Source organism: Pseudomonas paeninsulae (assembly GCF_035621475.1).
Classification (GTDB): Bacteria; Pseudomonadota; Gammaproteobacteria; order Pseudomonadales; family Pseudomonadaceae; genus Aquipseudomonas; species Aquipseudomonas paeninsulae.
Genome location: NZ_CP141799.1, coordinates 4,509,992 through 4,523,707 on the forward strand (window position 1 = coordinate 4,509,992; position 13,716 = coordinate 4,523,707).

The 13,716-nt window shown below is 64.4% G+C and carries 14 protein-coding genes; 8 read left to right on the plus strand and 6 right to left on the minus strand.

Going from position 1 to position 13,716, the window contains the following annotated elements:
- Positions 1–83: 83 nt before the first annotated feature.
- From VCJ09_RS20785 to VCJ09_RS20795, 3 genes are read left to right on the plus strand one after another with little or no spacing between them, the layout of a single operon-like run.
- Positions 84–842, plus strand: coding sequence for a substrate-binding periplasmic protein (locus tag VCJ09_RS20785; RefSeq protein ID WP_407692988.1), 759 nt, complete (start codon positions 84–86; stop codon positions 840–842).
- Between the two features lies 1 nt (position 843).
- Complete coding sequence (locus VCJ09_RS20790; RefSeq protein WP_324731937.1) at positions 844–2,178, plus strand: GGDEF domain-containing protein; 1,335 nt, start codon at positions 844–846, stop codon at positions 2,176–2,178.
- 20 nt (positions 2,179–2,198) lie between these two features.
- Entirely contained in the window at positions 2,199–2,939 is a 741-nt protein-coding gene (locus VCJ09_RS20795; RefSeq protein ID WP_324731938.1) for a substrate-binding periplasmic protein, read from the plus strand.
- Positions 2,940–3,093: 154 nt separating this feature from the next.
- Here VCJ09_RS20795 and VCJ09_RS20800 read toward each other — a convergent pair whose 3' ends face one another.
- From VCJ09_RS20800 to VCJ09_RS20820, 5 genes are all read right to left on the minus strand, one after another.
- Positions 3,094–5,202 carry a TonB-dependent copper receptor gene (locus VCJ09_RS20800; RefSeq protein ID WP_324731939.1) on the minus strand — a complete coding sequence of 703 codons (2,109 nt, stop codon included), beginning with the start codon at positions 5,200–5,202 and terminating at the stop codon, positions 3,094–3,096.
- 84 nt (positions 5,203–5,286) lie between these two features.
- Positions 5,287–5,610, minus strand: a complete 324-nt coding sequence (locus tag VCJ09_RS20805) for a DUF2946 domain-containing protein (RefSeq protein ID WP_324731940.1) — start codon at positions 5,608–5,610, stop codon at positions 5,287–5,289.
- 140 nt (positions 5,611–5,750) lie between these two features.
- The gene (locus VCJ09_RS20810) at positions 5,751–6,239 is read right to left on the minus strand and encodes a copper chaperone PCu(A)C (protein ID WP_324731941.1); all 489 of its coding nucleotides are present in this window, start codon (positions 6,237–6,239) and stop codon (positions 5,751–5,753) included.
- A gap of 145 nt (positions 6,240–6,384) precedes the next feature.
- The gene (locus tag VCJ09_RS20815; protein WP_324731942.1) at positions 6,385–6,771 is read right to left on the minus strand and encodes a DUF2946 domain-containing protein; all 387 of its coding nucleotides are present in this window, start codon (positions 6,769–6,771) and stop codon (positions 6,385–6,387) included.
- Positions 6,772–6,855: 84 nt separating this feature from the next.
- Complete coding sequence (locus tag VCJ09_RS20820) at positions 6,856–7,773, minus strand: LysR family transcriptional regulator (RefSeq protein ID WP_324731943.1); 918 nt, start codon at positions 7,771–7,773, stop codon at positions 6,856–6,858.
- A 103-nt stretch (positions 7,774–7,876) separates the two neighbouring features.
- Between VCJ09_RS20820 and VCJ09_RS20825 the strand changes: the two genes are divergently transcribed.
- The 5 genes from VCJ09_RS20825 to VCJ09_RS20845 all read left to right on the plus strand — a co-directional run bounded on the left by VCJ09_RS20825 (position 7,877) and on the right by VCJ09_RS20845 (position 11,912).
- Positions 7,877–8,170, plus strand: a complete 294-nt coding sequence (locus tag VCJ09_RS20825) for a putative quinol monooxygenase (protein WP_324731944.1) — start codon at positions 7,877–7,879, stop codon at positions 8,168–8,170.
- 27 nt (positions 8,171–8,197) lie between these two features.
- The gene (locus tag VCJ09_RS20830) at positions 8,198–9,214 is read left to right on the plus strand and encodes a zinc-binding alcohol dehydrogenase family protein (RefSeq protein WP_324731945.1); all 1,017 of its coding nucleotides are present in this window, start codon (positions 8,198–8,200) and stop codon (positions 9,212–9,214) included.
- 112 nt (positions 9,215–9,326) lie between these two features.
- On the plus strand, positions 9,327–9,596 hold the full coding sequence (locus VCJ09_RS20835) for a DUF2790 domain-containing protein (RefSeq protein WP_324731946.1): 270 nt from the start codon (positions 9,327–9,329) through the stop codon (positions 9,594–9,596).
- Positions 9,597–9,791: 195 nt separating this feature from the next.
- Positions 9,792–11,630 carry a bifunctional diguanylate cyclase/phosphodiesterase gene (locus VCJ09_RS20840; RefSeq protein ID WP_324731947.1) on the plus strand — a complete coding sequence of 613 codons (1,839 nt, stop codon included), beginning with the start codon at positions 9,792–9,794 and terminating at the stop codon, positions 11,628–11,630.
- 102 nt (positions 11,631–11,732) lie between these two features.
- Complete coding sequence (locus VCJ09_RS20845; RefSeq protein WP_324731948.1) at positions 11,733–11,912, plus strand: hypothetical protein; 180 nt, start codon at positions 11,733–11,735, stop codon at positions 11,910–11,912.
- Positions 11,913–12,362: 450 nt separating this feature from the next.
- Here the strand turns inward: VCJ09_RS20845 and VCJ09_RS20850 are convergent, their stop codons facing one another.
- Entirely contained in the window at positions 12,363–13,553 is a 1,191-nt protein-coding gene (locus VCJ09_RS20850; RefSeq protein ID WP_324731949.1) for a Bcr/CflA family multidrug efflux MFS transporter, read from the minus strand.
- Positions 13,554–13,716: the final 163 nt, after the last annotated feature.

A 13,716-nucleotide genomic window follows, 5' to 3' on the forward strand; every position in this document is an offset into this window, starting at 1 on the left:
GATGGCCACATAATGGCCACTTTCACTATCAGTCGCACCTGCCTATTGCCGCCGCCGAGATCGCCGAGCCGATGAAACTGCCCATGTTCACCTGCCCAAGCGCCCGCGCCCTGCTCTTCGTGATGCTGGCCGGCTTCGCGCAGCTGGCCGTTGCGCTCGACCAGATCCAGATCGTCACCGAGGAGCTGCCGCCCTACAACATGACCCAGGGCGGCAAGCTCACCGGCATGAGTACCGAAGTCGTACAGGCGGTACTGCAGGAAATCGGCGAGCAGGCGAGCATCCAGTCCTTGCCCTGGGCACGCGCCTACGACATCGCGCTGAATGCCGAGAACGTGCTGATCTACTCGATCACCCGCACCGCCCAACGCGAGCACCTGTTCAAGTGGGTCGGCGTGGTCGCGCCGATGCATTGGTACCTGTACGCGCGGCCCGAGCGCAATATCAGCCTCAACAACCTCGACGAGGCGCGCCAGTACCAGATCGCCACGGTCAAGGACGACGCCGGTGAGCAGTACCTGAAAGCCAAGGGGTTCACCGTCGGCAAGAACCTGCAGTCGAACAACAAGTACCAATACAACTACGAAAAATTTAAGCTCGGCCGGGTCGATCTGTGGATCTCCATCGAGCTAAACGCCCTGTACCTGATCCGCCAGGCAGGCGAGGATCCAGCCAGCATGGTGGTGCCCGTGCTGAGCCTGCCCGACCTCGGCGGTGGCGACGGACTGAACATGGCCTTCAGCCTGCAGACCGCGGACGCCACCGTCGAGCGCTTCCGCCAGGGTCTGCAAGCCATCCGCAGCAACGGCACCTACGACGCCATCGCCAGGAAGTGGTTGTAGCGTGTTTGGCCTGCCTGCCAGCGAGGTGACGCGCCCCCGGCCAGTAGGCTCGCTTGGCCGCCGGCTGGTGCTGGCGACCCTGGTGTTTTGCCTGGTGTTCACCCTGATCACGGTTGCAGTGCGCACCTGGTCGGCATGGCACAGCAACCTGGCCGCGATGACCAGCGAACTGACCCTGATCGACCAGGTGTTCCAGCGCACGCTGGCCAAGGCGCTCTGGGAAGTGGATCGTGAATCCTTGCAGACCCAACTCGACAGCGTCGCCCAGGTCGCCCCCGTAGGCCGAGTGGAGCTGCGCATTCTGCGCGCCGGGCGTCCGGCCGAAATACTCGAGAAGCAGAGCGGATCGCGCCCACCCTCAGCACTGGCGCCCGTGCTACAGCACATGCTGATCTACGCGCCCTATCCCGGCGCCAGCGAGACGGTCGGCGAGCTGACCCTCGAAGGCGATGAGCAGCTGCTCTGGCAGCGCCTGCAAAAGGAGGTGGCCGGCATCGTCCTCACCCAAATCATCCAGTCGCTGCTGCTGGCGGGGCTGATCATGTGGATGTTCAACCGCTCGGTCACCGTGCACGTACAGCATATCGCCCGCCACTTGAACCAGTTATCCCCCGCCAACCTCAAGCAGATCCTGCGCCTCGGGCGCCCGGAGGCGCGCCACGATGAACTGAGCCTGCTGGAGGTGGGCGTCAACGGCCTGCAAGACAAACTGTCGACCTACCTCGAGCGGCAACGCCAGGACGAACACGACCTGGCGGCGCACCGCGACCACCTGGCCGAGCTGGTCGAAGCGCGTACGGTCGAGTTGCGCGCGGCCAATAGCCGCCTGGAAGAACTCACGCGCAGCGACCCGTTGACCGGACTGGCCAACCGCCGGCATTTCGACGAACTCAAGGACGTCGAATTTCGTCGTGCCTTGCGCCTGGGCCAGCCGTTGTCGGTGCTGATGTGCGACCTGGATTGCTTCAAGCTGTACAACGACACCTACGGTCACGCCCTCGGCGATCAATGCCTGCAAGCGGTGGCCGCCACCCTGAACAGGGTCTTCGCCCGCGCCGGCGAGCTGGTGGCGCGGATCGGCGGCGAAGAATTTGCCGTGTTGCTGCCGGGCGCCGATGCGCTGGCCGCACGCACGGCCGCAGAGCGTCTGCGTCTGGAGCTGGCGCAGCTGGCGATCGAACACAGCAGTTCGCCGGTGGCCGCCTATGTGACGCTGAGCATCGGCGTCGCCCAGTTCGAGCCGGAGACGATGGATCATTTCGATTTGCTCATGCTGCGCGCCGACCAGGCCCTGTACCGGGCCAAGCATCTGGGGCGCAATCGAATCGCCGTTTAATAACCACACCGAGGCCCCTCATGAGATTGCGCCCAACCATCTGGTTCGCCCTGCTGCTGGCACTGCTCTGCGCCAGCAGTCACGCCGAAAGCATCAAGGCCGTCACCGAAGACACCTCCTACAGCTACCTGCAAGACGGCCAAGTGGCCGGGCCGGCGAGTCGGGTGGTCGAAGCCATGCTGCAGCGCGCCGGACTCAATGACTACAGCCTGGCCCTGTACCCCTGGGCGCGCGCCTACGACATGGCGTTGCAGCAACCCGACGTGCTGATCTACCTGATCGCCCGCACCCCGGAGCGCGAGCCGCTGTTCAAGTGGGTGGGCGAGGTCACGCGCATCGAATATCACTTCTACAAGCTGCGCGAGCAGCCGGACATTCGAGTGCACTCACTGGCGGACGCAAAAAAATACAGCATCGGCGTATTGCGCGACGACGTGCGCCATGAGTACCTGCAGGCCGAGGGTTTCACCAAGTTGGTGGTCGCGGCGCACAACCGCGACAACTTCAAGCGACTGCTCAATCGGCAGGTCCAGTTGGTGCCCATGCCGGAGCGCGACGTCATCCTGCTGTGCGCAGAGACTGGGGTCGACTACGCCAGCCTGGAGCAGGTTTACACCCTGGACGCACTCACCAGCGACCTCTATATGGCCTACAGCACTTCGACGGCCGACGAGATAGTGACGCGTAGCCGCGGCGCATTCGCCAGCCTCAAGGCCGAGGGGCTGTTGATGCAGCTGCTGAACGCCCAGCCTGCGCCCTGAGAACCTGCTGCTAGCCAGCATCTGCCTAGGGCGTTTTCAATCGCCGATGAGTAGCGCTGCGCTCAAGCCTACGCGGCCCGCCACATCCTACGAAGTTGGCGCCGCCACGCTGGCCGCCGGTATGGGCAGCGACCAGCGCGGCGGACCGGCGCACTCAGAAGCTGAAGTCGAGCTTGCTCCAGAGGATACGGCCCGGCTCGTTGACCGCTTGCGGATCATCCGCCGAGAAGCCAAAGCCGGCGTTGCCCGCCAGATTCAGGTGCTCGCCGTAGTCCCGGTCGAACAGGTTGTCGACCCCGGCGCTGAGCTTGACCGAGGAACTGATGCGGTAAGCGCCATTGAGCGAGAACACGGCAAAACCGCCACTCTTGCCGAAATCCTTGCCGACCACATTACCCTTGCCCTGATCCACCCGATTCTGCGCGGCAACCACCCGCCACAGCGCCCCGGCACTCCAGTCGCTGCGCTCATAGCCCAGGCCGAAGCGGGCCTCCAGCGGCGGCGTCTGCGCCAGCGGGCGGTCGTCCGAGCTGTTCTTGCCCCAGGCATAGGCCAGGCTGGCATCGGTTTTCCAGTTGCTGTCCAGGCGGTAACTGGCACCCAACTCGCCGCCCATGATGCGTGCGTCGATATTGCTGGCCTGCGAGCGGGTATGCCCCGGCATCATCCCAGGACCGTAGCTGAACAGGATGTAGTCACGCACCTGGCCGACATAGGCAGACGCCCACGCATCCAGCTTGTCGCGCCGGTAGTGCGCGCCGAAATCAAGCTGGGTGGTTTTCTCCGGGGCGAGGCTTTCCATCGGTTGGACAAAACCGACTGGGCCGGGGTTGGCGGAGAACAATTCCCAGTAATCGGGGAATCGCTGGGTGTGACCAAGACCGACATAGACAGTCGCGGGCACGCCGGCGAGATCCTGCTCATAGCGCAGAAAGCCGCTGGGCAGGGTATCGCTGCGGGTTTCGTCGGCCGTCGGGTTGGCACGCAGGGTCATGCCGCTGCCCAGGGTCTGGCGGTAATCCTTGACCGAGGCGCGATCCAGCCGCGCACCGGCAATCCAGCGCTGACCGCGGGTGACATTCCAGGTGAGCTCGCCGAACAGGCCATAATTGTGGAACACCGCGTCCTTGTCCCAGGCGAACTGGTCGTAGTCGGTATAAGCGCTGTTCATCATATTGAAGCGGGAGGCGCGCTTGCGGTGCTCGTTGCGCTGGCCATCCATACCGCTCTTGAGCTCGACATCCTGCCAGTTCCAGGTGCCGACCAGACGGCCACCCAGAGTGCGGCGATCGACATTGCTGGCCAGCGGATTGGCCATCATGCCGCTGCCCGAGGGGGTGCGCAGGCTGAAGTTGTCCATCACGTGGTCGGCATAGTTGTAATACACCTGCCCTTCCAGCGCGCTGAACAGCTCGCCGATGTTGTCCTTCTTGAAGCGCAGCCCCAGGCTCTCGCGGAGGAACTGACTGCCGTCCATGCCACGCCCAGCGTAGCGCGCCTCACCATCGCCACGGCCGCCACTGAGTTCGATCAGGCTGTCGTCGTCCGGGGTCCAGCCGAGCAGCACATCGCTGTTCCACTTGTCCCAGCGCGACGGCACGGTATCGCCGTTGCCATCCTGGTAGTCGTCGGCCTGGGCCTTGTTCGCCAGTACCCGCAGATAACCCTGGCGGCCACCGGCAGTGGCATCGATGCGGCGGTCGAAACGGCCGTTGGAGCCGGCCAAGATGCTGCCATCGACACGCCCGCCCAGTTCGTTGAAGGGCTCGGTGTCGCGCTCGAAGAGAATGGTCGCGGCCGAACCACCCGGCCCCCAGAGGACACTTTGCGGCCCCTTGATCACGGTCAGCTGGTCGAAATTCTCCGGCGACAGGTAGGAGGTCGGTGCATCCATGCGATTGGGGCAGGCGCCGAGCATCTGGCCGCCGTCCATGAGGATGTTCAGACGCGAGCCGAACATGCCGCGAAACAGTGGATCGCCATTGGCGCCACCGTTGCGAATGGCATTGAAGCCCGGAATGGTCTTCAGGTAGTCGGCGCCATCGCTGGCCGGCATCGGCTGGCGCGGTTGTTTGGGGTCGGTCACCACGGTCAGCGGTGAGTGATGGCTGGCGCCGGTGATGACCAGCGGGGGCAATGCGATGGCCGCGTCATCGGCCAGCGCCAGAGAACTACAGAACACGGCAGCGCACAGCGGCGCCAGGCGAAAAGGGGCAGGCAGACGCAAGGCGCCTGGAATACGAGCACAGGTAAGGGCAGACATGATTTTTCCAAGATCGAGACAATCCAGCGCGCCGGCAACAGCCGTCCTACAGAGGGTGCTGGCGCGTGTTAGCAACAAAACCGATCAGGAAAGCAACGGCGGCGCGCGACTGCGCGAACCGGGGAATACCGGCGAAGCGGGAACATGCTGGGAGCCGCCGGCAGGGATAGAGGCCGTAGCGAAGAGCGCCGACCCGAGCAGCACCAGTGCCGGACTGGCCAGCGCCGGGCTGCTGAACAACAGGGTGCAATAGCCGCATTTGGCCCACAGCGGATCATGCGCATGGCTGTCGCGGGCACCCGCAGAGTGGCTGGCCGGGTGTTCGCTGCAACCCAGCTCGGCGCGCCCGGCCGGTTGCGCGGGCACCAGCCACTGCGACAGCAGCGGGCCGATACAGAGCAACAGCATGGCCAGCAATGCTGGCTTCAGCCCCCTGCGACGGTTAACTAGCTGTGCTGGTGCCTGCATCGATCAGTGCCCGTGAGTCCTGCCGCGATTATTGTCCAGTGCGGCAGGACGCTCATTGTCCCCGGTCAAGACAGCCATCATCAGTGCTGATGGGCGGCGTCCTGGGTCGCGGGCTCAGTCGTGGCTGCGGGCGCTTCCGTGAGCACGACAACCTGGACCTCAACCTTGCCGGCCTTTTCGAAGGTCAGCGTCAGCGGGAAACGCTCACCCTCCTTGGCCTGCTGTTGCAGGCCGAACAGCATCACGTGGTAACCCATGGGCTCGAACTTCACTGCACCACCGGCCGGAATCGCCACGTTCTGCACCTGCTGCATCTTCATCAGGCCATCGGCATGCATGTGCTCATGCATCTCGGCCTTGGCGGCCACCGGGGTCTGTACGCTGAGCAGGCGGTCGGCCTCCAGGCCCTGGTTGTGCACCACGAAATAGGCCGCGGCGGTCGGCGCCACCGGCGGCATCGCGCGCGACCAGGGGTGTTCGATCTGCAGCTCGCCAACCCGGTAGTCGTGGGCGTTGGCCAGCAGACTGGTGCCGAGCAGTGCAGCCAGGAGCAGGGTTTTCTTCAACATGCGGACTCTCCAAATCATCGGGGTGGCGGCGCCGAGCCATCTGCTGCGGCGCGCGGTAACGCATTCGTCGGTTGGCCGTCGGCGCGGCGCCAACAGACTCAACCGGCTGCTCTGGGCAGCATTCAACCTTGAAGGTTTGCCAAAATCAGGCGAGCAGCGGGGAGGCGCGGGGGTTGGCCGAGGGCCAGAGATAGCGGACGGGACGCGGGATCAAGGCTGGCGCAGCCAGCGGCGGGCGACTGGCCGCGAGCAGCCCGAGCAGGCCGAAAAAGGCGGCGAGGATGATGGCGCTGAAGGTCGAACTGAGCGAGCAACCGGAACCCGTGGCCGGGTTCAGCGGCAAGATGCCGGAGCCGGTCAAGTCCACCCCGGCGGCAAAATTGCCCTCGAAGGAGCAGTACTGGCCATCCAGGCCGCTGAGCTGCAAACCGGCCATCTGGCCATGGCCGATGCTGCAGGCGAACGCACTGAACAGGACGCTGAAATACAGCATCCAGGCGATCAGCGAGCGGTCGTTACGGGGCAGGTTCATGGGGCGCGACTCTAGCATTGGATTCGGGCGCGATTCGCACCGCCAGGCTGTGGTCGATTGCCGCAGCCCAATTGCGGCACAAGCTTAGTCATGCCAAGGGCCGTGCGCCAACAGTTCGGCGCAACGGGTCTGGACGAACTCGCGCAGCAGGTTCACCGGCGTGCTCAACTGCGCGCGGTGGGCACAGATCAGGTTGAGTGGCGTCGGCTCGCCCTGCCACTCTGGCAGCAACACCTTGAGCCGCCCCGCCCGCACGTCACCGGCTACATCCAGCCAGGATTTATACACCAGCCCGACTCCGGCCACGGCCCAACGGCGCACCACATCGGCGTCGTCGCTGAGGCGGTCACCGCTGACGCTCTGGCTGTGCTCGCGCTTGCCGTCGAAAAACCTCCAGCGCTCATACACCCGGCCGCCGAGCATGTAGAGCAGGCAGTTGTGTCGCGCCAGATCGCTCAGCGCTTGCGGCTGCCCATGTCGCGCCAGATACTCGGGCGCCGCACAGAGCACCCGTCTGTTACTGGCGGCGACCGGCAGCGCGACCAAGCTGGAGTCCTCGGGCGCGCCGTAACGCAGGGCGATATCCACCGGTTCACGAAACAGGTCACTGACCCGGTCACCCAGCAGCAGGCGCAAGTGCAACTGCGGATGCGTCTGCTGGAACTCATCGAGCCAGGGCAACAGGGTATTGCGGCCGAAGTCCGAGGGAGCCGACAACTGCAGCAGGCCGCTGATTCCCACCTTGCTGCCCGCCAACAGCTGGCGCCCATCCTCCAGGCTCTGCAAGGCCAGCCGGGCGTGCTCGAGAAACAGCTCGCCCTGCGAGGTCAGGCGCAGGCTGCGGGTCGAGCGGACGAACAGCCGCGCATCCAGCTGCGCCTCCAGTCGCTTCAGCGCGGCGCTGGCCACCGCCGGCGATATATCCAGGAGCCGGGCAGCGGCCGACAGGCTGCCGGCCTCCGCAGTGCGCACGAACAGCTGCAAGTCATCGAAACGCAACATGGCGAGCCATTTTCAAAAAAATATTGAAAGAGACTCTACTCCCATACGCTTTTTTCGGGTTAATAAATAGACGAGCATGGCTCTCTAACCTGGAGTGCCACCCATGCCCACACCCATTACCCTGATCGCCACCCTGACCCTGCACCAGGCTCCCGATGCCCTGCAGCTCGAAGGCCTGGAAAAACTGGTCAACGCCAGCCGCGCCGAGGCGGGTTGCCTGCAGTACGACCTGCACCAACAGCACAGCGCTGACAATGTCCTGGTGATGATCGAGCAATGGCTCGACGCCGAGGCCCTCGCCGCACATCAGGCTACTGCGCACTACCGAGCATTCGGCGCGGCCTTCAACGCGCAACTCGTCAGTGTCGAACTCAACCACCTGCGACGCATCATCTGACTGCGCCCCCCAGATCGAGGAACCCTTATGAAAGCCATCGCCTACCTGCAATCGCTACCCGCCGAACACCCCGAGTCGCTGCAGGACCTGCAACTGCCAGCGCCCAGCCCTGGCCCGCGCGACCTGTTGGTCGAAGTCAAAGCCATCTCGGTGAATCCGGTGGACACTAAAATCCGCAGCAACGTGGCGCCAGAGGATCGGCAACCCAAGGTGCTCGGCTGGGACGCCGCCGGGGTGGTCAAAGCCGTAGGTAGCGAGGTCAGCCTGTTTCAACCGGGTGATCAGGTGTTCTATGCCGGCGCGATCAACCGCGCCGGCGCCAACAGCGAGCTGCATGTGGTGGACGAACGCATCGTCGGCCACATGCCGGGCAGTTTGTCGTTCGCCCAGGCCGCGGCGCTGCCGTTGACCGCAATCACCGCCTGGGAATTGCTGTTCGAGCGCTTGCAGATTGCCGAAGGCAACACCGATCAGGGCCAGAGCCTGCTGATCGTCGGCGCCGCTGGCGGGGTCGGTTCGATGCTCACCCAACTGGCCCGTCAACTCACCGGGCTGACCGTGATTGGCACCGCCTCACGACCGGAGACGCAGGCCTGGGTGCGCGAACTGGGTGCGCACCACGTGATCGACCACAGCAAACCCCTGAGCGAAGAACTCAAGCGCATCGGCATCGTTCAGGTGACCCACGTCGCCAGCCTGACTCAGACCGATCAGCACTTCGCTCAACTGGTCGAAGCCTTGGCACCGCAAGGGCGCCTGGCGCTGATCGACGACCCCGCGCAGCCGCTGGACGTGATGAAGCTCAAGGGCAAGAGTCTGTCGCTGCATTGGGAGCTGATGTTCACCCGCTCGCTGTTCGAAACCGCCGACATGATCGAGCAGCATCGCCTGCTCGAGCGGGTCGCCGAACTGATTGATGCCGGCGTACTGAAAACCACCCTCGGCGAACACTTCGGCACCATCAATGCGACCAATCTGCGCCGCGCCCATGCCTTGCTGGAAAGCGGCCAAGCCCGCGGCAAGGTGGTGCTCGAGGGGTTCTGAAGCCTTGGCGTTGCTGGCCCCCGGCAACGCCGATCAGCGGCATGTCGAGCCTGTAACGGCATGCCGGTTGATCGATCTATTGAGACGTGAGCATCCTTACGAGGTCAGCATCATGCAACGTCTCACCCCCCTCACCCTCGCCGCGACCGTCGCCATCGTTGGCGCAACGTGGGCACAAACCCCTCTCAGCCAAAACCCTGAAGACGTGCAAGCGGTGGACTATCACTACGGCATGTCCCTGGACATCCAGAAAGTCATCCATATCAGCGACAACTCGGACAAGGTCGGCGTGGTGCCCGCGACCATCACCTTCCTCGATAGCAACGGCAAGCTGCACAAGGTCAACTACCTGGAGCTGGGTCGCTACGACGGCAGCGACTGACCCCCGCCACTCACCCCGCTGGCGCCTGCTATCTGGCTATTCGCCGGCATGCGGGTTGCCAGCGCGGCGCAGGCAGCCCTTTCCCCCAACAAGCGGCCAACAGCCGACTAGACTGCAAGTACGCTCAAGGCATGCCAGGCAGATTACGGCATGCCCAGCGGCCTCTCGCGAACCCGCGACTCATCGGAGGTAAGGATGCGTTCCGAGCTAACAGCCCCAGTGCGCCTGGCCGGCGCCTACATCCTGTTCAGCAGCGTCTGGATTTTCGCCAGCGACTCCCTACTGATGGCCATGGTCAACGACAGAGCCTTGAACAGCCAGCTGCAAACCGCCAAGGGCGTGTTCTTCGTACTGCTCAGCAGCCTGCTGATCTTCTACCTCAGCTACCGGAACCGCCGCGCCCAGCATGAGTTGCTCAACGCCCTGGCGCACAACAGCCGACTGCTGCAGCACACCCAGCGCAACGCCGCCCTCGGCAGCTGGGAATATGATGGGCACATGCACTGGAGCCCTGAGGCCCTGCAACTGCTAGGCCGCGACCCGGGCTGTGAATACAGCAGCACCGAGCAATTGCTCAGCTGGCTCTACCCGGCCGAGCGCCCGACCCTGCAGCGCGCCTTGCAGGGTCTGCGCGAACAGCACACGCCGATGGCAACCAGTGTGCGTCTGCATCAACCGCCGCAACAACAGGTCACCTGGCTGATGTTGCGGGGCGAGGCGGACGCCAATGGGCAGATCCTCGGCACCGTTCAGGACATCAGCACCCAGAAGCGCGACGAAACCGCCCTGCGCGAAAGCGAGCAGCGTTTCCGCCAACTGTTCGAGCAAACCCCGCGAATTGCCGTGCAGGGTTACGACCGCGAGCGCCGGGTGATCTATTGGAACCAGGCCAGCACCCAGCTCTATGGCTATAGCCTGCAGGAAGCCATGGGCCGGCGCCTGGAAGAGCTGATCATCCCGCCCGCCGCGCGCAGCAAGGCCATCAGCGCAATCAACCGCTGGCTGCTCGGTGGCCCGCCGATTGCCGCAGCGGAGTTGCAATTGCAGCGCAAGGACGGCAGCAAGGTGTGGGTGTACTCCACCCATTCGATGCTGCCCAACAGCCGCGACCAACTGGAGTTGTACTGCATCGACATCGATCTCAGCGAACAGAAACAGATCAATCTCGAACTGCAAGCCAGCGAGGGGCGTTACCGCGAACTGGTCGAACAGCTGAACGAAGTGATAGTGCTGACGGACGCCAGCGGCCACCTGAATTTTCTCAACCCGGCCTGGGAAAAGCTTAGCGGCTATGCCGGCTACGAATGCCTCGGTCGACCGTTGACCCAGTTTCTCGACGGCGCAGACGCGGCGCGCTTCAACCAGCAGCTCAGTGCCATCGACAACGGCCAGCAGAGCGGCCTGCGTGGCGAATTCCGCCTGCTCACCCGCCAGGGCCAACTGCGCTGGATAGACATTCAGTTAAGCCACAGCCCATCGAACAGCATGCTCAACGGCAGCCTGCATGACATTCATGACCGCCATCAACTGCAGCAACTGCAGCACGCGCGCAACGCGGTACTCGATGAACTGCTCGCCCGCCGCCCCCTGGCGCACATCCTCGACGGCATCAGCCAGCGTTTACAGGATCTCAACCCGCACATGCGGGTGTCGATCATGCTGCTGGACGAGCAGCAGCGCCTGCGTCTGGTCGCCGCGCCCAGCCTGCCCGAGCTGTATCGGCAGGCCATCGACGGCCTGCCGGCGCAGCTCGAACTCGGCTCATGTGGCCACGCCGCGTGCAGCGGCGAACTGGTGATCGCGGAAAACCTCGATACTCATCCCTACTGGCAGGCGTTTCGCACCCAGGCCCTGGCCGCCGGTTTACATGCCTGCTGGTCGCTGCCGTTCAAGGACGACAACGCGCGGGTACTCGGCACCTTCGGCATCTACTACGACCACCCCAAACGGCCGAGCCAGAGCGATATCGCCCTGGTCACCGAGTTCACCCGCCTGGCCAGCCTGGCCGTGCAACAGTTGCAGCGGCAGCGATGAACAGCGCAGGCCGACCACCACCAGTCGGCTACTTGATCCATGTCAGGAAACGTACATTTGCCAGGGCTAGACTGATCCGCCTAACTCGCGGAGGTGTCGTTCATGAACATCAGCATTCAACCACTGCAGCAAGCCGAAGGTGCCTGCTGGCAAGTACGTTTCGCCCGCCAAAGTGTGACCTTCCGCAGCGAAGCCGAAGCCCGCCAGTTCGTCGCCACCCTTGAAACGCGCCTGCAAGCCCCGCATCAATGGCCGAGTCAGATGCAACGCGCTGCCCGCTGAGCAGCAAAACGCAGGCAGATCCGGGCGGCGATCGGTTCGGCGGTAGGGCGGTCCGGGCGGCGTTCCGATCGGAGCGCAGCGACAAACCGCCAGCCTTTGTGGCGCGCCAAGCGCGCCAGTGGTGCACTGCCTTCGGCGAGTGACACCCTGATCGTGGACTGCCCCAGATCGGGCGGATTGCTCGAGATCGCTTGATCGTCCCCACGTCGAGGCGTCGAACCGTCCGCGTGGGCATGCAGCCCGAGACCGTAGAATGGCATTGAGCGCAGCGATACCCATCGGGCGGTTTATGCCTGTAGCCGCTGGCCGGGCGAATATCGATGATGGGTAACGGCGCGTTTGTTCTGCTGGCAGCAGGTCAGTTTGCGGGCGCCTAACCCATCCGGTCTTGATCCTGAGTGCCCAAGTTTGCTGCGCGACAGCGCGGCGTCGAAGACGCGACGACCCCGCTTACCAACCAGGGTAGCCACTACGCCGCTCCGCCCAGCGCGTGAAGCGCGAGCAGAGTACGGCCAGCGCGGCGCAGCCGCAGATCACCAGCGCCATCGGCCAGGCGCTGCCGTCATGCAGCACACCGACCAATGCAGCAGCGCTGGCGGCTATGCCGAACTGCAGGCAACCGAGCAATGCCGAGGCGCTGCCGGCATGCGTGCCCTGGCCGGCCATGGCGCAGGCCGAGGCGTTCGGCAGGAGAATGCCGAGGCAGGCAATACAGCCGAACAAGGGAATCAACAGGGGCCACAGCGCCGCCGGGCGCGAGGTCGCAATCGCTAGCAGTAGCAAACCGCAAGCCAGATAGAACCACACCGTGCGCCGCAGCCAATAGCCCGGCCCATGCCGCGCCACCAGCCAGGCATTGAGTTGCGCCACCAGGATAAAGCCCAGGGCATTGCTGCCGAACAGCCAGCCGTAATGCTCGGCCGGTACGCCGTACAATTCGATGAAGACGAAGGGCGAACCGGCGATATAAGCGAACATTCCGGCGACGGCCAAGCCGCCGGTCAGCGCATGGCCGAGAAACGGCAAGTCGCCGAGCAGCCGCCGGTACTCACCCAGCGCGCCGCGCAATGGCGCTCTCGGCGCGTCGACAGCCAGGGTTTCCGGCAGCCACAGCGCCACGCCGAGCCAACTGAGCACGCCAAACGCGAACAGGCAGACGAAGATCGACTGCCAGCCGAGCCAACTCAAGAGCACGCCACCGGCCAGCGGCGCGAGGATCGGCGCCAAGCCCATGACCAGCATCAGCTGGGAAAAGACCTTGGCCGAGGTTATCGGGTCGCACAGGTCGCGCACCACGGCGCGGTTCACCACCATGCCGGCGCAGCCGCCGAGGGCCTGGACGAAACGCGCGGCGATCAGCCATTCCAGGCTCGGTGCCAGCGCACAGGCCAGCGAGGCCAGGCTGAACAGCAGCACCCCGGCGAGCAGCGGCTTGCGCCGGCCGAAACGGTCGGCCAACGGCCCATAGATCAGTTGCCCCAGCGCCAGGCCAATGAAATAGGCGGCCAACGACAACTGCACATGCTCGACGTCAGTGGCGAAGACCCGCGCCAGGGTGGGAAAACTCGGCAGGTAGAAGTCGATGGCCAGGGGGCCAAACGCGCTCAAGGCGCCGAGGATCAGCAAAAGGCGTAATGGCATGGGTTTCCAGATAGGTAATGGCAGATGGGTGGGTTAGCGGCACTGCACCTGCCTTGAAGCCGGCACCGGCCTTCGCGCCGCGTAACCCACCGCATCCAGGCGCCACCGATGGTGGGTTACGGCGCGCCGCGGCCCTCGACATAAACGGGCGCCAGCGTACGCG